Genomic DNA, 18,770 nt, shown 5'->3' with positions numbered 1-18,770 from the left:
GGAGCCTGCATGTCCACGCTGATCACCGACTGGCGCGACCGCCCGACCCATCGCCGGGTCTGGGCGCTCGCCGCACCCATGATTCTCTCGAATATTTCCGTGCCGCTGGTGGCGCTGGTCGACAGCACCGTGATCGGCCACCTGCCCCACGCCCATCAACTGGGCGCCGTTGCCGTGGGCGCCAGCCTCTACACCTTCCTGGCCTGGGCCATGGGCTTCCTGCGCATGGGCTCTACCGGGTTCGCCGCCCAGGCCGCCGGGCGCGGTGACGGCGCGGCCCTGCGGCAGATCCTCCTGCAAGGCCTGCTGCTGGCGCTGGGCCTGGCGCTGGTCCTGGGCGCCGTTGGCGTCCCCCTGAGCGGCGTGGCCCTGCACTTCATGCAGCCGTCGGCCGAACTCGAACAACTGACCCGCGAGTTTTTCCACACCCGGCTCTTTGGCCTGCCGGCGGCGCTGGCCAGTTATGCCCTGGTCGGCTGGTTCCTCGGCACCCAGAACGCCCGCGCCCCCCTGGCCATCCTGCTGACCACCAACCTGGTGAACATCGCGCTCAACCTGTGGTTCGTGATCGGCCTGGACTGGGGCGTGGTGGGCTCGGCCCGCGCCTCGGTGATCGCCGAATGGACCGGCGCGCTGCTCGGCCTGGCACTGACCCGCGGCGCCCTGCGCGCCTACCCCGGCCACATCGCCTGGGCCGCGCTGGCGCTGTGGCAGAGCTGGCGGCCGTTGCTGGCAGTCAATCGCGACATCTTCATTCGCAGCCTGGCCCTGCAATCGGTGTTCTTCATGATTACCGTGCAAGGCGCACGGCTCGGCGATGCCACCGTGGCCGCCAATGCCCTGCTGCTCAATGGCCTGCTGCTCACCGCGCATGCCCTGGACGGCCTGGCCCATGCGGTCGAGGCGCTGTGTGGTCATGCCATTGGTGCCGGTGACCGCCAGGCGCTGCGCCGTTCACTGGTGGTGGCGTGCGGTTGGTCGTTGCTTGCCAGTGCGGGCTTTGCCCTGCTGTTTCTGTGCGCCGGGCACCTGTTCATCGAGATGCAGACCGACATCCAGAACGTGCGCGAGACCGCTTACCACTATTTGCCGTACCTGGCGCTGCTGCCGTTGATCGCGGTCTGGAGCTACCTGCTCGACGGCCTGTTCATCGGCGCTACCCGGGCGCGGGAAATGCGCAATGGCATGCTGCTGAGCGTGCTAATCGCCCTGCCCTTTGCCTGGATCCTCCACGGCCTGGGCAATCACGGTCTGTGGCTGACGTTCCTGCTGTTCATGGTGCTGCGCAGCCTGACTCTCGGGGTGATCGCCTGGCAGTTGCGCAGCAAGGATCGGTGGTTCAGCCCTCAGGGCTGACCGTTGCGCCAGCGTTGGCGCAGGCTGTCGAGGCGTTCTTGCTGGGTGCGCCCCGGCAGCAGTTCCTCGGGCTCGGCAGAGGGGTATTGCAGACGCAGGCGCAGCCAGCCGTCCAGTACGGCGCGCTGGCTGAAGCCCAGCTCAATGCCTTGCGCCAGGCTGTTCCAGATCACTTCATAGTCACGTCCGGTGGAACGACTCCAGCGCCAGGCATGCTGTTCGAGCATGCCCGCCTGCAAGCGCCCTTGCTGCTGCAGGCTGAGGCAGTCTTCGATGGCCAGCGGCTCGACCTCCAGGCGTGGATTGACCAGTTGCTGCCAGCCCAGGCTGCCCGTCGCGTGGTCGGCCCAGGTCCCGCCGTACCAGTACAGTTTCTCGATCGGGCCCATCCAGCGGCTCAATTCACGGGCATCGCAGGCATCGAAAAAGTAGCTGGCGGTACAGGGGTTGTAGTAGCTCAGCAGGCCCTTGTAGTGCAGACCGAAGGTGACGGTCAGCATGCGGCGCAGATGCTCGAGCAGACACGCTGTCGAAACCGTTGCCTGCAACAGCAGACCCGGCCACTCCTGCGGCTGTTCGTGCACACCTTCAGCCAACGCCCCCTGAGCCGCCAGTTCAACCACGCGCGGGCCGTGCGCACGCAACGCATGCAAGTCGGTGTCGGCAAACAGCGCATGGGCCGAGACCGGCGCAAACGCCTGCAGCCTGTCCTCTATCCCCGGTGTTCCCGGTACATCCAACACGATCCATTGAGCCGTACGGGCCACACTCATGCCGCACCACGCACGCCAGGTCCCAGCGCCATGCGGCAGGCGCAAACGGTCTGCCGACACTGACTGAAACTGCCGCCACCGGGTATCAGGCACAACAGGGTCAACGGCTGACTGCCCTGGATCTGTCGTAGCCAGTCCTGATGTCCGTGCGCCTGCGCCGGGTCATCGTCAGGCTCCTCGCCTGGCATGGCCTGCAGTTGAATGCTCGGGCTGGACAAGTGCACGTGGGTCGGGTCAAAACGCACCTCGCTGCTGCCGACCCTGAACTGCGGCTGATCGCTCGGGCCCGCGCCCAGCACGTCGACCTGTGGCGCATCGCCCATGAACGCGTCACGGCTGATCTGCAGCTGCAGCAGCACCTCGCCCTGCGCCGCCGGGTTGTCCTGGGAATGGCTGCTCGAGTGGAAAACGGCGCTGATCAGCGGCCGGTCCGGATCTCCCTCGATGAAACTGACGCACACCTGCGCACCCACCACCAACGCGGCATCCGCCTGCTCGCTCAACCGCGAGGACAGTGGCATCCAGCAGTGACTGGGCCTGCCGCCCTCGCCCTGGTACAGGCACTCCAATTGCACCGCGACCCAGTCCCGCGAATCGCGGTGCGCGCCGTCCACATTCACCACCCAGCCACGCTGGACGCTACTCATGCGTGGCTTGGGCAGGCGTTCGGCAGGTGCCAGCGGCGCATTCCAGGGATGCACGCTCAGGCAGTTGTGATAGGGCCGCGGCGACAACCGGCTACCCCCATGCTCGATGTGGCTGATCAACCATTGACCATTGCTCGCCGCTTGCGGGTATCCCGATACCAGCAAATGCGCTCCGGCCCGCACATCGGCCAGCTCGGTCCGTACCTGTGCCCAACCGCCCTGCCCATCGGCATGCAGCTCGAAGCGACTGTTGGCGTGGCCGGCCTCACCGTCGATCCACAGGCTGTCGGGTGCACATTCCTCGGGCCAGCGATCGACCAGGACCAGGCAATGGCCCTCGCGCCGATGCTCGAAGTGATAACGAATCCCCCATTGCTGGCAGAGGCGCTGGAAAAACTGCAGGTCCGTCTCACGGTATTGGGTGCACAGGTCCAGCGCCGGATAATCACCCTGCAGCTCGAAACGCCGGGCGCCTGCGCCAATGCCGTGCTCCTTGAGGACCTGCTTGAGGATCTGCGGCAGCGACAGGCCACTGAACAGCCGTTGATTGCGGCGCCGCGCCAGGCACCCCAGCTTCGGCCCCAGGGTCGCGCGCCAGAGCCCGGGAGTCGCGGCGTCGTGCAGCGGCACCAGGTCGAGAATGACCCCATGGACACCGCCCCCCGCCTTGCCTATCCCGAACCAGGCGCTGCGAAACACCAGGCTGCGCAAATCCACCTGGCACTGATCCAGTGGCAGGTCGAGCAGGAATTCGAAGGGCTGGCTGATGGCTTCGCGGCCGCTAAAGGCCAGGACTTCCAGGGGGGTGGGTTGGCCCGTCAACTCCAGATGAAATGACGGCTCGTGAAGGGGGTCGAACATCGGCTTTTCTCTACAGGAGGGGCGGGCCGGGGATTCTCGCCGAGAGGCATGGCCGAGTAGAGTGCCGAAATACAACTTGGGAAAAGGACTACACGAAATAAAGATGCAGCAGCGTTGAAAGTGCTGCACCTTTGAAATTCGCTGCTAAAAACCGGAATTACCGCACCGAGCTATCCGAATTTTCCGTAAGACACGGAATATATTCAGACAGCCCGGCAGCAGCCGTTCGTTACCTCAAGACGACAGGTAAGACGAACGGGTCAGACCCAGGCGCAAGGCGTCGAGGTACTGGGTACGTTCCGTGGCACTGATCCGCGCACTGGCCACCTTGTCGCGGTAGTGAGTCATCAGCTCTTCCGGCGACAAGTGCACGTAGCGCAGCATGTCTTCGATGGTGTCGTGGGTTTCGATACCGGCGTGATACACACTGCCATCGGCATTCTGGTAGATGTTCACCGAGTCGGTGTCACCAAACAGGTTGTGCATGTCGCCGAGAATTTCCTGGTAGGCGCCAACCAGGAAGATCCCCAGCAGGTAGTCCTCGCCATCCTTCAGGGCATGCACCGGCAGGCTGGTCTCGATGCTCTGCTCGTCGACGTACTGCTTGATCTTGCCGTCGGAGTCGCAGGTCAGGTCTTGCAGCACGGCGCGGCGCAGCGGCTCTTCGTCGAGACGGTGCAGCGGCAGGATCGGCAGGACCTGGCCGATGGCCCAGGTGTCCGGCAGGCTCTGGAATACCGAGAAGTTGCAGATGTACTTGTCGGCCAGCTTGTCGTTGAGCTCGTCCAGCACCTGGCGGTGCGAGCGCTGACGGGCTTTGAGCGAGTTATGCAGGCGGCGGCAGACGGCGAAGTAGCACTGTTCGGCCAGGGCTTTTTCCGCCAGGGTCAGCTTGCCATCGGCGTACTGCGCGGCAACATCGCTCATGTAGTGAGTGGCGCGCCAGTAGGTTTCGGTGACCATTTCAATGTCGGTCGGACCCAGCAGGTCCACTAGCCATTGCACGGTTTCCGGCAGGGCTTCCTTGTTCTCGATCTGCGGCACGTCGTCGTTGTGTTTCTCGACGTCGGTGACCTGCACCACCAGCATGGCGTGGTGTGCGGTCAGGGAACGGCCACTTTCCGAGAAGATGTTCGGGTGCGGCAGGCTCTGTGCGTCGCAGAACTCCTTGAGCATCCCGACCACGACACCGGCGTAGTCATCCATGTCGTAGTTGATCGAGCTGGCGTTGCGCGAGTGCGTGCCATCGTAGTCCACACCCAGGCCGCCGCCGACGTCGATGTGATCGACCGGCAGGCCGAGGTTGCGCAGTTCGCCGTAGTAGCGGATCGCTTCCTTGAAGCCGTGCTGGTAGTCCGCCAGGTTGGCGATCTGCGAGCCCATGTGGAAGTGCAGCAGGCGGATGCCCTGGTCGAGGCCCGCCGCGCGGAAGCGCTCGACCACCGACAGCAGTTGCGCGGCGGACAAACCGAACTTGGACTTCTCGCCACCGGTGTCGGCCCACTTGCTCGACGCCAGGGACGACAGGCGCACCCGCAGGCCCACCTGGGGCTTGACCTTCAGCGAAGCGGCTTCTTCGATCACCAGGCCGACTTCGGATTCTTTCTCGATCACGATGAACACGTTGTGACCCAGCTTCTGGCCCATCAGCGCCAGGCGGATGAACTCGCGGTCCTTGTAACCGTTGCAGACGATGGTGCCGCCCTTCGGCGCCAGGGCCAGGACCGCCAGCAGCTCCGGCTTGGAGCCGGCTTCCAGGCCAATGGAGACGTTCTGCGTGGCGATGATGTTCTCGATCACCGCTTCCTGCTGGTTGACCTTGATCGGGTACAGCGCGGTGTATTTGCTCTGGTACTCGAGACGTTCGATGTTGGCGTCGAACGCGCCCGTCAGCTGACGCACGCGGTCTTGCAGGATGTCCGGGAAGCGAACCAGCAATGGCAAGGACAGGCCGCTCTTGCGCAGCTGGTCGACTTGCTCGAACAGGTCGATAGGCGAGCTGCTCGGACCGTTCGGACGAACTTCGACGCGACCGGCATCATTGATCGCGAAATACCCGGCCCCCCAATGGCGAATCCCGTAAACACTGCGGCTGTCCGCAACTGTCCATTGGCTGCCATCGTCTTTGCGTGTGCGTCGTACGGACATTGAAGTCCCCTATAAATGAAGTCGAAGAGCGCCATCCGGGTTGAGGGCTGGCGCATTCTAAGGAATGAAAATGACGATTGGGCTGCATGCAAGGTCCATAGACCGCACAAGCAGCGCTGAGTTTAGAAACCGGTCAGAACAGGCTCTGTGAAAACCATGGGGACGACATTGAACCTGGCATGGAGCAGGTGAACATCAAGTCGGGGTGGTTTTCACAGAGGCTGCTAGCCGCCGGATTTCTTTGCCTTGAAACCGTGCTTGAGCAGTTCCGCCAAGAGTAGCTCGACATGGTCGCCCTGGATCTCGATGACGCCGTCCTTCAACGCGCCTCCGGTGCCACAGCGCTTCTTCAGCGTCGTCGCCAACTCCTTGAGCGCGTCTTCCGCCAGCGGCACGCCGCTGATGGTGGTCACGGTCTTGCCGCCACGGCCCTTGCTTTCGCGGCGCACGCGCGCGATGCCGTCGCCGGCCGGGATGACGGTTTGTTTGCAGATACAGGCTGCTACCGGCTGGCTACAGTCCGGGCAATGTCGACCTGCGTCGGTGGAAAATACCAGGCCACCTAGGGCGGCGAAGGATGCGGCTTTTTTGGCCACCGGCAATCCTCTTGGGAGGACAAAGACTGGTCGCAGCAACGTTGGCACGTGCTATCGACCGCGAAGCCCCACTCAGGCAGGGGCAGCGCTACTGGACCGGATTCCCTCCCCCTGTAGGAGCGAGCTTGCTCGCGAAGAACTCATGGTCGACGCGTACCATCGGAATGTACGCGTCATCGTTGACGTTTTTCGCGAGCAAGCTCGCTCCTACAAAAAAAGACGGGCAATCCGGTCCAGCTTTAAAAGGTCGCGCAGTGTAACGGCAAAAAGCCTGATTGCTAAGAGCCAATCGGCGCCAATTTATGCCTCTTTTGCGACGTCGAGCCCACGCGAGTGCAGATAGCGCTTCAAGGCCGCCAAAGAGTCCGGGCAGTAAGGCTTTTGCTCGATCTCCACCAGCACTTGTTCGATCGGAATAAAGCGCGCCTGCAACACTTCCTCTGGCTGCAGTTGCAGGGGGCCGTCCCAGACCGCGGAAAAGGCCGAGCACCACAGGCGGTTGCCGGTGTCTTCGAAATAGAAGTGGCTATGGGCAGTCAGTTCGACCCCGCTCACGCCCAACTCCTCCGCCAACTCCCGGGCCGCCGACTCGGCGTAGCTTTCGTCGGCGCCAACCATGCCGCCTGCCGCCACATCCCAGAAACCCGGGTAGATCGCCTTGCTGTAGGTGCGCTGGTGCACGCACAGCTCGCCCGCCGAATTGAACAGCATGATGTAGGTGCCCCGGCCGATCAGCCCGCGCTCGCGCAGTTCCGAGCGGCGCAGTGCACCCAGCAGGTTGTCCTGCTCGTCGACCCAGGCGATCTGCTCGGCATCGGAGGCCGCGCGATGGGCGGCCTCCCGGTTCTGCTCGACCATTATTCAGCCCTGGTTGAGCAGTTGGCGCAGGTCGATCACCGCTGCGTTGGCCCGCGAGATGTAGTTGGCCATGACCAGCGAGTGATTGGCCAGCGGACCAAAGCCGCTGCCGTTGAGGATCATCGGGCTCCAGACCGGCTCCTGCGAGGCTTCCAGCTCACGGATGATCTGGCGCACGCTGACCGTGGCATTTTTCTTGGCCAGCACATCGGCGAAGTCGACTTCGATGGCGCGCAACAGGTGGGACAGCGCCCAGGCCTGGCCACGGGCTTCGTAGAACACGTTGTCGATCTGCATCCACGGGGTTTCCACCACCTCTTCATCGACCTGCGGCACCTGGCCCGGCGCGATGACTTCGGTTTTCAGCGCGGTGTTGAGCTTGACCCGGCCAACGCTGGCCGACAGCCGTTGCGACAGCGAGCCCAGGCGCGTGCCGACATCGCCCAGCCAGTTGTTGAGGTTGTCGGCACGGGCATAGAACAGCGCGTTTTTCTGCGACGGATCCGACAGGCGGGCCTGGTAACGGCTCAGGGAGTTGATGCCTTCCTGGTACTCCGACTCACTGGACGGCAGCACCCAGCTCTTGTTGTCGAAGTTGAAACGCGGCTCGGCCTTGGCCAGGTCGGCATCTTCCGCCGACTGTGATTGCGAGCGGGCGAAGTCCTTGCGCAGGGCGCGGGTCAGGTCACGCACCTGCACCAGCACGCCGTATTCCCAGCTCGGCATGTTGTCCATCCACAGGCCTGGCGGGAAGCGGTCGTTGGAAATATAGCCACCGGGCTTGTTCAGCAACGTGCCGGCGACGGTTTTCAGGGTTTCGACCGTGGTGTAGCCGACGACCATCTGCTTGCCGTCTTTTTCGGCGGCGACTTGCGCCGTCTGCTGGACCGGAAACAGCGCCGGTTCCTCGCTCCAGTACCAACCCAGGGCGGCGGTCACCAGCAGATACAGCCCGATCAGCGTCGCCAGCGCACGGCTGAACAGCAGACCGCCAAAGTAGCTGCGGGTGGCCGACTTGGGTTCGGCGGCACGTTCAGGCGCGCTGCCTGCGCGGTTCTTCCAGTCCAGCATGGCGATATCCTTTCAATCACTTGAGTTCATCGATTTCGACCACAACCCGGCGCCATCGTGCCTCGCTTCGCGCGGATTAATCCGGCCTCGGCAGGACGCCTGCAAGCGGCGGTCGAGCGAGCACTATAAATGAAGGCGCGCCGCGAGCCTACGAGACCAGTCGGTCACAAACTGAATAAGGTCGCTTTGCACATTATTGACTTATGGCACTCATGCAATCGAAAAGGGGTGCTAGCATAGAGCCACCAGTCGACCTCAGCATGCACCCTTACTAGTAGTCAGGATATGACCGAGTCAGAAGATCCCAGCCGTGAGCGCCTCAAACAGCACTTTGCCCAGCGGGTAATTCATCAGGCACGTCAGATTCTTGAGATATGGCAGCGCTTGCAAGGCAGCGAGTGGTCAAGCACCGATCTGGGCGAACTCGGCGAGGCCAATCTGCGCCTGCTGCGTTTCGCCGAACGCTTCGAGCAACCCGAACACACCCGCCTGGCCCACGGCATCAGCCAGGCGCTGGAGGCGGTCGAGGCCAATCGCGGACGCCTGAGCAGCGCCCTGATCACCGATCTCAATCGCCTGATGCAGCGCTTGTCACGCACCGGCCTGCGCCAGGGCGACCAACTCGAACAGACCTTCCTGCCGCCACTGCGCAAGCCGGTGTACATCCTGCTGCAGGATCACGAGCGCGCCGAACGCCTGGCCCGCCAGCTGGAGTTCTTTGGCCTCAGCGCGCAATCGCTCGACAGCGTCGCGGCGTTTCGCTCCTCGATGGTCGAGCGCCTGCCCTCCGCGATTGTCATGGACGTCGACTTCAACGGCCCGGGCCAGGGCCTGCAACTGGCCGCCGAAGCCCAGCAAGGGCTGGAGCAGAAACTGCCGCTGTTGTTTTTCAGCCTGTTGGAAACCGATACGCCGACTCGCCTGGCCGCGGTCCGCGCTGGCGGCCAGGAGTTTCTGACCGGGGCGCTGGAAGCCTCGAGCCTGCTGGAGAAGATCGAGGTCCTGACCTGCGTCGCCCAGTACGAGCCTTACAAAGTGCTGATCATCGATGACTCGCGCGCCCAGGCGATGCACACCGAGCGTCTGCTCAACAGTGCCGGGATTGTCACCCGGACCCTGATCGAGCCGATCCAGGCCATGGCCGAACTGGCGGACTTCCAGCCCGACCTGATCATTCTCGACATGTATATGCCGGCCTGCACCGGCACCGAACTGGCCAAGGTGATTCGCCACAATGACCGTTACGTCAGCGTGCCGATCATCTATCTGTCGGCCGAGGACGACCTCGACAAGCAACTGGATGCGATGAGCGAAGGTGGCGACGACTTCCTGACCAAGCCGATCAAGCCGCGCCACTTGATCACCACCGTGCGCAATCGCGCCGCCCGGGCGCGCAACCTCAAGGCGCGGATGATCCGTGACAGCCTGACCGGCCTGTACAACCACACCCACATCCTGCAACTGCTCGAAGACTGCAGCTTCCGCGCCCGCCGCGAGAACAAGCCGCTGAGTTTCGCGATGCTCGACATCGACCACTTCAAGCGGGTCAACGACAGTCACGGCCACCCCATGGGCGACCGCGTGATCAAGAGCCTGGCGCTGTTCCTCAAGCAGCGCCTGCGCAAGACCGACTTCATTGGCCGCTACGGCGGTGAAGAGTTCGCCATCGTCATGCCCGACACCGACAGCGAAGCGGCCTGCAAGGTGCTGGATGAAATCCGTCGACGCTTCGCCGAAATCCACTACCCCGCCCAGCCGCAGGACCTGTGGTGCACCTTCAGCGCCGGCGTGGTCGATCTGCACGACGACTGCGACAGCCTGATGATGGCCAGCCAGGCGGACGCCGCCCTGTACAGCGCCAAGGCCGCAGGGCGCAATCGAGTGCAGGCAGCCCGCACCACGGGGCAAAGTGCCACCTTTTCACCTGAAAGCACCGATTCGGTCATAACCCTGTAATACAAGCGCAATAACTTCAGGCCTTCGCCATTTTGTCGTTGGTAGAAATCGATGCGCCTGAAGTTGCTGACCAATCTCAACACCCTGCTCTTGGTTGCCGTGTGCCTCGCACTCGGCGCCACGCTGTGGTGGTCGCAAACAGCCCTGGAGCGCCCCTATCTGTTGATGGAGCGGTACCTGGGTTTGTCGCAGCACTTCCAGAACCAGGTCGCGCGCAACATCGACGAGTACCTCGCCAGCGGGGATGCCTTGCGCCTGAGCAGCGCCAACCAGAGCCTCGACACCCTGCAACAGCAACTGCGCGAGATGCCGGATGAGCTGGTCCAGAGCCTGCGCCCGAGCCTGGCCGCACTGGACCAGTTCAGCAAGACCGAGCTGCTCGCCGCCGGCAAACTGGCCGGCGATCCACAGGCCCTGTTGCTGCAGGCCGAGCGCGAACTGGGCGCCAGCCTCGAACAACTCAGCCAATATGCCAGCAGCAGTCCAGCGCCTGCCGCTGCACAGTACTTGCCGGCGCTGCTGGCAGCGTCCCAGCACCTGGGCAAGTTATCGCTGGCCCGCGACAAGCTGGTCAGTAGCGGGCGCAGTGAACTGGCCGCTGATGTCGAACGTGAAGTGAACAACATCCGCCGCCAGGCTGAAGCGCTCGATGCCCTGCCCCTGCTCGGCGTCGCCAGTACCCAGGCCTCCAACAGCGACGACTTCGCCGCCATGATGGGGCTGCAAGGCAATGAGCAAACGGTCGCCGAGGACGCCGGCGGCAGCTACAAGCGCGAACTGTCGAGCCTGCTGGCGCGCTACCCCGCCGAACTGGCCCGCACCCGCGAGCAGATCCAGCAACGGACCGACTTGAGCGCTGCCACTCACCTGAAAATCGACGCCGTGCAGCAGGCGATTGCCGGCCTGGAACCAGTGGTGCGTGGGCAACACGCGCAAATTCAAGGCGAAGTCCGACTGCTGCAGGGTGTGATGATCGGCTTGATCCTGCTGATCGCCCTGCTCATCGACACGCTGCAACGACGTCTCGCCCGAGTCCTGACCAACCTGGCGCCGGCCCTCTCGACCTGGGCCGAAGGCGACTTCAGCCGGGACATCCAGCTCGGCGCCACCAATCGCGAACTGCATGACATCGAGGAATCGCTCAATCGCCTGCGCGCCTACCTCGCGGACCTGGTGGGCACCATTCGCCAGAACGCCGAGCAGGTGGCCGGCAGCAGTCGGGTGCTGGCCGAGTTGAGCAACGACATGCACAGCGGCGCCGAGCACCAGGCCGGCGATACCGCGCTGATTCGCGACTCCCTCGGCGAACTCGAAGCGACCATCGTCCAGGTCGCCGGCGATGCCAGCCAGGCGGCGGACGCCAGTCGTCATGCCGGGTTGGCGGTGGAGCAGGGCCAGAAGGTCATCGGCCAGAGCCTGACCGGGCTGCATGCGCTGGTCGGCGAAGTCCAGGGCAACGCACAGATGATCGAACACCTGGCCGAGGAGTCGGCGACCATTGGCGGCGTGCTGACGGTGATTCGCTCCATTGCCGACCAGACCAACCTGCTGGCCCTGAACGCCGCGATCGAAGCCGCCCGTGCCGGTGAAATGGGCCGTGGGTTCGCCGTGGTGGCCGAAGAAGTGCGCTCGTTGGCGCAACGCACGGCGGGCGCCACCGCCGAAATCCAGGGCCTGATCGCCGGCCTGCAGCAGGCTGCCCGGGCCTCGGTGGAGGGCATGCGCGCCCAGGTCGAACACGCCGAAGCCACCGCCAGCCAGGCCCAGGCGGCGGATGGCGCGCTGGATAAAATCGTCGAGGCGATCCAGACCATTGCCGACACTGCCGAACGCATCGCCGATGTCACCGCCCAGCAAAGCGGCGCAGTCAGCGAGATTCGCGATCACAGCGAGCGGATTCATCAATTGGGCGGCGACAATCTGCTGCGCATTGGCGAAGGCCGCGAGCAAGGCGAGAACTTGCTGGTATTGGGCGGCAGGCTGCATACCGCGGTGCAGGCGTTCCGCGTCTGATACTCGGCGCCGAACGCGCGTGCTGATGACCAAACTCAAGCCGTTGGTCATTTATCTCGCGCAATCATCGGTCATCGTGCCGGCTATTGCAGGGAACTGGACAGTCACAAAGGCTTTGCGGCATAGTCGCCGGGTTCTGACAACTGCGCATAGACAACAAGGAACAGCAGATGGCGACCTTACTGGTTCTGCACGGACCCAACCTGAACCTGCTCGGCACCCGTGAACCGGGCGTCTATGGGGCCGTGACCCTGGCCCAGATCAATCAGGACCTGGAACGCCGGGCGCGTGATGCCGGCCACCATTTGCTCTACCTGCAAAGCAACGCCGAGTACGAATTGATCGACCGGATCCACGCTGCCCGCGCTGAAAGCGTGGACTTCATCCTGATCAATCCAGCAGCTTTTACGCATACAAGTGTCGCATTACGTGACGCGCTGCTGGCGGTGAGCATCCCATTCATCGAAGTGCATTTGTCCAACGTGCACAAACGCGAACCTTTCCGCCATCACTCTTACTTCTCCGACGTAGCGGTGGGAGTGATCTGCGGCCTTGGCGCCAGCGGTTACCGACTGGCCCTGGAGGCCGCCCTGGAACAGCTTGAAATACAGGCAACGGCTTGAACCACAAGCGTTGAACGCCCCCTGACCGACCCTTGGGAGTTGATGATTCATGGATATCCGTAAAGTCAAGAAACTGATCGAACTGCTGGAAGAGTCCGGCATCGACGAGCTGGAGATCAAGGAAGGCGAAGAGTCCGTACGCATCAGCCGTCACAGCAAGACTCCGGCCCAGCAGTACTACGCACCAGCTCCGATGGCCGCACCTGCCGCTGCCCCGGTTGCTGCCGCTCCGGCTGCCGCTGCCGCCCCTGCTGCTGCGGCTGCCCCAGCGCTGAACGGCACCGTTGCCCGTTCGCCGATGGTAGGTACTTTCTACCGCAAGTCTTCGCCAACCTCGCCGTCCTTCGTTGAAGTCGGCCAGACCGTGAAGAAAGGCGACACCCTGTGCATCGTCGAAGCCATGAAGATGATGAACCACATCGAAGCTGAAACCAGCGGTGTGATCGAATCCATCCTCGTTGAAGACGGCCAGCCGGTTGAGTACGACCAACCGCTGTTCACCATCGTTTGAACTGCGGAGAGCCTTTGATGACTGCGAAGTTGGAAAAAGTTCTGATCGCTAACCGCGGTGAGATCGCCCTGCGGATTCTGCGTGCCTGCAAAGAGATGGGCATCAAGACCGTCGCCGTTTACTCCAAGGCCGACAAAGAGCTGATGCACCTGGGCCTGGCGGACGAGTCCGTCTGCATCGGCCCGGCTTCTGCCGCGCACTCCTACCTGCACATCCCGGCAATCATTGCGGCCGCTGAAGTGACTGGCGCCACCGCCATTCACCCAGGCTACGGTTTCCTCGCGGAAAACGCCGACTTTGCCGAGCAGGTCGAGAACTCCGGCTTCGCCTTCATCGGCCCGAAAGCCGACACCATTCGCCTGATGGGCGACAAGGTATCGGCCAAGCACGCGATGATCGAAGCCGGCGTACCGACCGTTCCAGGCTCCGACGGCCCGCTGCCGGAAGACGAAGAAACCGCTCTGCGCATTGGCCGTGAAGTCGGCTATCCGGTGATCATCAAGGCCGCTGGCGGCGGCGGTGGTCGCGGCATGCGCGTGGTGCACAAGGAAGAAGACCTGATCGCCTTCGCCAAACTGACCCGCACCGAAGCCGGTGCAGCGTTCGGCAACCCGATGGTGTATCTGGAAAAATTCCTCACCAACCCACGCCACGTCGAAGTGCAGGTACTGTCCGACGGCCAGGGCCACGCCATCCACCTGGGCGACCGCGATTGCTCGCTGCAACGTCGTCACCAGAAGGTTCTCGAAGAAGCGCCGGCACCGGGCATCGACGAGCAGGCCCGCAAGGAAGTCCTGGCCCGTTGCGTCCAGGCGTGCATCGACATCGGCTACCGCGGCGCAGGCACTTTCGAGTTCCTGTATGAAAACGGTCGTTTCTACTTCATCGAGATGAACACTCGTGTCCAGGTAGAGCACCCGGTTTCGGAAATGGTCACCGGCATCGACATCGTCAAGGAGATGCTCAGCATCGCCGCTGGCAACAAGCTGTCGTTCACCCAGGATGACGTGGTGATTCGCGGTCACTCGCTGGAGTGCCGGATCAACGCCGAAGACCCGAAGACCTTCATGCCGAGCCCAGGCACGGTCAAGCATTTCCACGCACCAGGCGGCAACGGCGTTCGCGTCGACTCGCACCTGTACAGTGGTTACGCGGTGCCGCCTAACTACGACTCGCTGATCGGCAAGCTGATCACTTACGGGGCAACCCGTGACGAAGCCATGGCGCGCATGCGCAATGCGCTGGACGAGATCGTGGTCGACGGCATCAAGACCAACATCCCGCTGCACCGCGACCTGGTTCGCGACGAAGGTTTCTGCAAAGGGGGCGTGAACATTCACTACCTCGAGCACAAACTGGCTGGCGAGAAGCACTAAGCTTCAGCCTGCACCAGACAAGGCCGCCTTCGGGCGGCTTTGTTGTTTCTGCCGCCCCGCCCCTGTAGGAGCGAGCTTGCTCGCGAAAAACGTCAACGTTGACGCGGACATCCTGAATGCTAGCGGCGCCTGGAGGTTTTTCGCGAGCAAGCTCGCTCCTACAAAAAACCCACACTCTGGCGTAAACTTGCGCCCTTCTCGCAGCCCGCCAGGCTGCCATCAATATTTTTCAAAGGTGCCCGCCATGCCTTGGCTGCAAGTCCGTCTCGCCATCAGCCCAGAACAAGCCGAAACCTACGAAGACGCTTTCCTTGAAGTGGGCGCCGTCTCGGTGACCTTCATGGACGCCGAAGACCAGCCGATCTTCGAGCCGGAACTGAACACCACCCCACTCTGGTCGCACACCCACCTGCTCGCCCTGTTCGAAGGTGGCACCGAGGCCGCGCCGGTACTCGCGCACCTCGAGCTGCTGACCGGCAGCCCGCTGCCCGAGCATCACAGCGAAGTCATCGAAGACCAGGACTGGGAACGCAGCTGGATGGATAACTTCCAGCCGATGCGTTTCGGCCAGCGCCTGTGGATCGTGCCGAGCTGGCACGCCGCTCCGGAGCCGGAAGCGGTCAACCTGCTGCTGGACCCGGGCCTGGCGTTCGGCACCGGCACCCACCCGACCACCGCCCTGTGCCTGGAATGGCTCGACGGCCAGGACCTGAAGGACTGCAACGTCCTCGACTTCGGCTGTGGCTCGGGGATCCTCGCCATCGCCGCATTGCTGCTGGGGGCCAAACAGGCGGTCGGCACCGATATCGACGTGCAGGCGCTGGAAGCGTCGCGCGACAATGCCGGGCGCAACAACATTGCCGAAGCACTGTTCCCGCTGTACCTGCCTGAAGACCTGCCACAGGAACCGGCCGACGTACTGGTGGCCAACATCCTCGCCGGCCCGCTGGTGGCCTTGGCGCCGCAACTGACCCGCCTGGTCAAGTCGGGCGGTCGCCTGGCACTGTCCGGCATTCTCGCCGAGCAGGGCGAAGAAGTGGCGGCCGCCTACACCAAGGACTTCGACCTCGACCCGATCGCCAATCGCGATGGCTGGGTGCGCATTACCGGCCGTCGGCGCTAAGATGAGCGCTTGCAGACTCCGGATGGCCGCATGACCGACAGCTTCGTCACCCAATGCCCACACTGCCAGACCCGCTTTCGCGTCAACCACGCCCAATTGAGCGTGGCCCGCGGAGTGGTTCGCTGCGGCTCGTGCCTGCAAGTGTTCAATGCCGCACGACAGCTGCTCGAACAGCGCATGGGCGAGGAAGCACAGGCGCTAACCCCGCCGCCCGCGGTCATCCCGGAGCCTGAACAGCGCGCCATCAGCCAGAAACAATGGACCGCCGCCGAACTGGACCTCGACCACCTCGACCTCGACCAGGAACTCGCCCGGCTCGAGCAGCGCGAGATCCAGCCGACCCAGGCGTTCGGCCAACCACGCAAGCCACGGGAAGAATCGCTGAGTGCCCGCCGCGACAACGGCGAAAGCGATGAACCCTGGTCCGACAGTCTGTTCAGCCAGCCGGCCGATGAGCGCGTCCTCCCCGACGAAACACCGCAAAAGCCGGACACTCCCCTGCTGGGCAACATCGACGACCTGGAACCCACTTCACGCACCGAACCTTCGCTGTCGCTGGTCGATCTCGACGACGAGCCCGACGCACCGCAACTGCGCCTGGACGCGGTCGACGAAGACCTGCCGTCCGAGCGCCTGTCGGCGAGCGCCGACGACGACTTCGATGAGCAACCCGAAGTCGTCGAGCCGGTGCGCAAAAAGCGTGCACGCCACGAACCGGCTGCGCACGAGGAAGTGCTGCAGGACCTGGTCGACGACCCGCTGCAACTCGATTGGCAAAAGCGCCGCTCGCCCTGGGGCCGGCGGCTGTTCTGGGGCTTGCTGGTGTTGCTCGGCGCAGCGGCGTTGGCCGGCCAGTACATCGCCTATCATTTCGACGAACTGGCACGCCAGGATCAATACCGCCCCTGGTTCCAGCAACTGTGCCCGCAGCTTGGCTGTGAAGTGCCGTCCAAGGTCGACATCGCGAAAATCAAGAGCAGCAATCTGGTGGTGCGCAGCCACCCGGACTTCAGCGGCGCGCTGGTGGTCGACGCGATCATCTACAACCGAGCGCCCTTCTCCCAACCCTTCCCGCTGCTGGAGTTGCGCTTCGCCGACCTCAATGGCCATCTGATCGCCAGCCGCCGCTTCAAACCTGGCGAATACCTCAACGGCGACCTCGCCGGCCTCGCGGAAATGCCCCCGCAAACCCCCATCCACATTGCCCTGGACATCCTCGACCCGGGCTCGAAGGCGGTGAATTACAGCCTCAGTTTTCACTCGCCCGAGTGAATCGGTTCAGTCGTGCGCCTTATGCGGCGACTTTCTGACGCCCGCCCGGGCGCACCAAACTGCTGGCGATAACAAAATAACTGTTCAGATTTTATCCAATTCAGCCTTTATCCAGTCATCGAGAGCGGGTATCATGCCAACCCTTTTTCGAACTCTCATGATCCGACCCCACAACAGGGAAGTCCTATGTCGGCGGTACGCATCGGCCCATACACATTGCACAACGGCTTGATTCTCGCCCCGATGGCGGGGGTCACCGACCAGCCCTTTCGTCAGTTGTGCAAACGCCTGGGTGCAGGGTTGGTTGTCTCGGAAATGGTCACCAGCGACATGAGTTTGTGGAACACCCGCAAATCGCGTCTGCGCATGGTCCACGAAGGTGATCCCGAGCCGCGCTCGGTGCAGATCGCCGGCGGTGATGCGCAGATGCTGGCGGATGCGGCCCGGGCCAACGTCGAACTGGGCGCACAGATTATTGATATCAACATGGGCTGTCCGGCGAAAAAGGTCTGCAACAAGGCCGCCGGCTCCGCGTTGCTGAAAGATGAAGCGCTGGTCACCGAGATCCTGCAGGCCGTAGTGGCTGCGGTGGATGTGCCGGTGACCCTGAAGATTCGCACCGGCTGGGACCGGGCGAACAAGAACGGCCTGACGGTGGCGAAGATTGCCGAACAGTCGGGGATCACGGCGCTGGCGGTGCATGGCCGCACCCGTGCCGACCTGTACACCGGTGAAGCCGAGTACGACACCATTGCCGCGATCAAGCAGGCGGTGTCGATTCCGGTCTTTGCCAATGGCGACATCGACTCGCCCGAGAAGGCCCGGCATGTGCTGGATGCCACCGGTGCCGACGGCCTGTTAATCGGCCGGGCTGCCCAGGGGCGGCCATGGATTTTTCGTGAGATCGAGCACTTCCTGCGCACCGGCGAACACCTGCCGGCGCCGGAACTGATCGAAGTGGAACGTATTCTGCTTGAGCATCTGGCCGCACTCCATGCCTTCTATGGTGATGTCATGGGCGTACGTATTGCACGCAAGCATGTCGGCTGGTATCTCGCAACCCTGCCGGGCGCCAGGGAGTTTCGCGCCCACTTCAATCGTTTGGATGGTACGGAAACACAATGCGCCAACGTCCGGGAGTTTTTTGCCGAACGTTATAAGAGCCTGACAGGGGACGGAAAAGGGGTGGCCGCATGACGATGATGACCGAGACTTTAGTGAGTGGAACAACACCCGTGAGCGACAACGTGAATTTGAAACAGCACCTCAATACCCCCAGCGAAGAAGGCCAGACCCTTCGCGGGAGTGTCGAGAAGGCGCTGCACAATTATTTCGCCCACCTTGAGGGCGCTGCCGTCACGGATGTGTACAACCTGGTGCTCTCCGAAGTCGAGGCTCCCCTGCTCGAAAGCGTGATGAACTACGTCAAGGGTAACCAGACCAAGGCCAGCGAGATGCTCGGACTGAACCGCGGCACGCTGCGCAAGAAACTCAAACAGTACGATTTGCTGTAAGCATTCAATCAAACCAGAAAGGCGCCCGCGTAAAAACCGGTCGCCTTTTTTGCTGACTTCCCTTGCTTTAAT

16 protein-coding genes are annotated in these 18,770 nt (G+C 63.0%); 10 read left to right on the top strand and 6 right to left on the bottom strand.

Features of this window, described 5'->3' with window-relative positions:
• Positions 1-9 precede the first annotated feature (9 nt).
• Positions 10-1,356, top strand: coding sequence for an MATE family efflux transporter (locus tag ACZYR5_RS09970; RefSeq protein WP_489089467.1), 1,347 nt, complete (start codon positions 10-12; stop codon positions 1,354-1,356).
• Here ACZYR5_RS09970 and ACZYR5_RS09965 read toward each other — a convergent pair.
• From ACZYR5_RS09965 to ACZYR5_RS09940, 6 genes are all read right to left on the bottom strand, one after another.
• Positions 1,347-2,129 carry a DUF4123 domain-containing protein gene (locus ACZYR5_RS09965; protein ID WP_489089466.1) on the bottom strand — a complete coding sequence of 261 codons (783 nt, stop codon included), beginning with the start codon at positions 2,127-2,129 and terminating at the stop codon, positions 1,347-1,349. The genes ACZYR5_RS09970 and ACZYR5_RS09965 overlap by 10 nt on opposite strands.
• The gene (locus ACZYR5_RS09960; protein ID WP_489089465.1) at positions 2,126-3,637 is read right to left on the bottom strand and encodes a type VI secretion system Vgr family protein; all 1,512 of its coding nucleotides are present in this window, start codon (positions 3,635-3,637) and stop codon (positions 2,126-2,128) included. Before ACZYR5_RS09960 ends, ACZYR5_RS09965 begins: the two co-directional genes overlap by 4 nt.
• A 234-nt stretch (positions 3,638-3,871) precedes the next feature.
• Positions 3,872-5,785 (bottom strand): arginine decarboxylase, encoded by a 1,914-nt coding sequence (speA, locus tag ACZYR5_RS09955; RefSeq protein ID WP_489089464.1) that lies wholly within the window; start codon positions 5,783-5,785, stop codon positions 3,872-3,874.
• Positions 5,786-6,009: 224 nt separating this feature from the next.
• Positions 6,010-6,381: a translation initiation factor Sui1 gene (locus tag ACZYR5_RS09950; protein ID WP_489089463.1), complete on the bottom strand. Its 372-nt coding sequence runs from the start codon at positions 6,379-6,381 to the stop codon at positions 6,010-6,012.
• A gap of 300 nt (positions 6,382-6,681) precedes the next feature.
• Positions 6,682-7,239 carry an NUDIX hydrolase gene (locus tag ACZYR5_RS09945; RefSeq protein WP_489089462.1) on the bottom strand — a complete coding sequence of 186 codons (558 nt, stop codon included), beginning with the start codon at positions 7,237-7,239 and terminating at the stop codon, positions 6,682-6,684.
• 3 nt (positions 7,240-7,242) lie between these two features.
• Complete coding sequence (locus ACZYR5_RS09940) at positions 7,243-8,310, bottom strand: DUF2333 family protein (RefSeq protein WP_489089461.1); 1,068 nt, start codon at positions 8,308-8,310, stop codon at positions 7,243-7,245.
• A 285-nt stretch (positions 8,311-8,595) separates the two neighbouring features.
• On the opposite strand from ACZYR5_RS09940, the gene ACZYR5_RS09935 reads away from it, so the two are divergent.
• The 9 genes from ACZYR5_RS09935 to fis all read left to right on the top strand — a co-directional run bounded on the left by ACZYR5_RS09935 (position 8,596) and on the right by fis (position 18,698).
• Complete coding sequence (locus ACZYR5_RS09935; protein WP_489089460.1) at positions 8,596-10,266, top strand: diguanylate cyclase; 1,671 nt, start codon at positions 8,596-8,598, stop codon at positions 10,264-10,266.
• Positions 10,267-10,317: 51 nt separating this feature from the next.
• The gene (locus ACZYR5_RS09930; RefSeq protein ID WP_489089459.1) at positions 10,318-12,279 is read left to right on the top strand and encodes a methyl-accepting chemotaxis protein; all 1,962 of its coding nucleotides are present in this window, start codon (positions 10,318-10,320) and stop codon (positions 12,277-12,279) included.
• A 170-nt stretch (positions 12,280-12,449) separates the two neighbouring features.
• Entirely contained in the window at positions 12,450-12,902 is a 453-nt protein-coding gene (gene aroQ, locus ACZYR5_RS09925) for a type II 3-dehydroquinate dehydratase (RefSeq protein WP_489089458.1), read from the top strand.
• Between the two features lie 49 nt (positions 12,903-12,951).
• Positions 12,952-13,413 carry an acetyl-CoA carboxylase biotin carboxyl carrier protein gene (accB, locus tag ACZYR5_RS09920; protein ID WP_489089457.1) on the top strand — a complete coding sequence of 154 codons (462 nt, stop codon included), beginning with the start codon at positions 12,952-12,954 and terminating at the stop codon, positions 13,411-13,413.
• A 17-nt stretch (positions 13,414-13,430) separates the two neighbouring features.
• Positions 13,431-14,789: an acetyl-CoA carboxylase biotin carboxylase subunit gene (gene accC / locus ACZYR5_RS09915; protein ID WP_489089456.1), complete on the top strand. Its 1,359-nt coding sequence runs from the start codon at positions 13,431-13,433 to the stop codon at positions 14,787-14,789.
• A gap of 244 nt (positions 14,790-15,033) precedes the next feature.
• The gene (gene prmA, locus ACZYR5_RS09910) at positions 15,034-15,912 is read left to right on the top strand and encodes a 50S ribosomal protein L11 methyltransferase (RefSeq protein ID WP_489089455.1); all 879 of its coding nucleotides are present in this window, start codon (positions 15,034-15,036) and stop codon (positions 15,910-15,912) included.
• 30 nt (positions 15,913-15,942) lie between these two features.
• On the top strand, positions 15,943-17,184 hold the full coding sequence (locus ACZYR5_RS09905; RefSeq protein WP_489089454.1) for a DUF3426 domain-containing protein: 1,242 nt from the start codon (positions 15,943-15,945) through the stop codon (positions 17,182-17,184).
• Between the two features lie 186 nt (positions 17,185-17,370).
• Positions 17,371-18,381, top strand: a complete 1,011-nt coding sequence (gene dusB, locus ACZYR5_RS09900) for a tRNA dihydrouridine synthase DusB (RefSeq protein ID WP_489089453.1) — start codon at positions 17,371-17,373, stop codon at positions 18,379-18,381.
• Positions 18,378-18,698, top strand: a complete 321-nt coding sequence (fis, locus tag ACZYR5_RS09895; RefSeq protein ID WP_008368706.1) for a DNA-binding transcriptional regulator Fis — start codon at positions 18,378-18,380, stop codon at positions 18,696-18,698. The genes dusB and fis overlap by 4 nt, the downstream gene beginning before the upstream one ends.
• Positions 18,699-18,770: the final 72 nt, after the last annotated feature.

Source organism: Pseudomonas sp. F007 (assembly GCF_057814275.1).
This window is presented reverse-complemented; position numbering and strand designations above follow the sequence as displayed.

Bases quoted from the DNA above. Each gene is read 5' to 3' on its own strand.
- ACZYR5_RS09905 (WP_489089454.1), top strand. From the start codon at position 15,943: ATGACCGACAGCTTCGTCACCCAATGCCCACACTGCCAGACCCGCTTT.
- ACZYR5_RS09965 (WP_489089466.1), bottom strand. From the start codon at position 2,129: ATGAGTGTGGCCCGTACGGCTCAATGGATCGTGTTGGATGTACCGGGA.
- speA (WP_489089464.1), bottom strand. From the start codon at position 5,785: ATGTCCGTACGACGCACACGCAAAGACGATGGCAGCCAATGGACAGTT.
- ACZYR5_RS09960 (WP_489089465.1), bottom strand. From the start codon at position 3,637: ATGTTCGACCCCCTTCACGAGCCGTCATTTCATCTGGAGTTGACGGGC.
- fis (WP_008368706.1), top strand. From the start codon at position 18,378: ATGACGATGATGACCGAGACTTTAGTGAGTGGAACAACACCCGTGAGC.
- ACZYR5_RS09970 (WP_489089467.1), top strand. From the start codon at position 10: ATGTCCACGCTGATCACCGACTGGCGCGACCGCCCGACCCATCGCCGG.
- accB (WP_489089457.1), top strand. From the start codon at position 12,952: ATGGATATCCGTAAAGTCAAGAAACTGATCGAACTGCTGGAAGAGTCC.
- ACZYR5_RS09935 (WP_489089460.1), top strand. From the start codon at position 8,596: ATGACCGAGTCAGAAGATCCCAGCCGTGAGCGCCTCAAACAGCACTTT.
- ACZYR5_RS09945 (WP_489089462.1), bottom strand. From the start codon at position 7,239: ATGGTCGAGCAGAACCGGGAGGCCGCCCATCGCGCGGCCTCCGATGCC.
- aroQ (WP_489089458.1), top strand. From the start codon at position 12,450: ATGGCGACCTTACTGGTTCTGCACGGACCCAACCTGAACCTGCTCGGC.
- ACZYR5_RS09930 (WP_489089459.1), top strand. From the start codon at position 10,318: ATGCGCCTGAAGTTGCTGACCAATCTCAACACCCTGCTCTTGGTTGCC.
- accC (WP_489089456.1), top strand. From the start codon at position 13,431: ATGACTGCGAAGTTGGAAAAAGTTCTGATCGCTAACCGCGGTGAGATC.
- ACZYR5_RS09940 (WP_489089461.1), bottom strand. From the start codon at position 8,310: ATGCTGGACTGGAAGAACCGCGCAGGCAGCGCGCCTGAACGTGCCGCC.
- prmA (WP_489089455.1), top strand. From the start codon at position 15,034: ATGCCTTGGCTGCAAGTCCGTCTCGCCATCAGCCCAGAACAAGCCGAA.
- dusB (WP_489089453.1), top strand. From the start codon at position 17,371: ATGTCGGCGGTACGCATCGGCCCATACACATTGCACAACGGCTTGATT.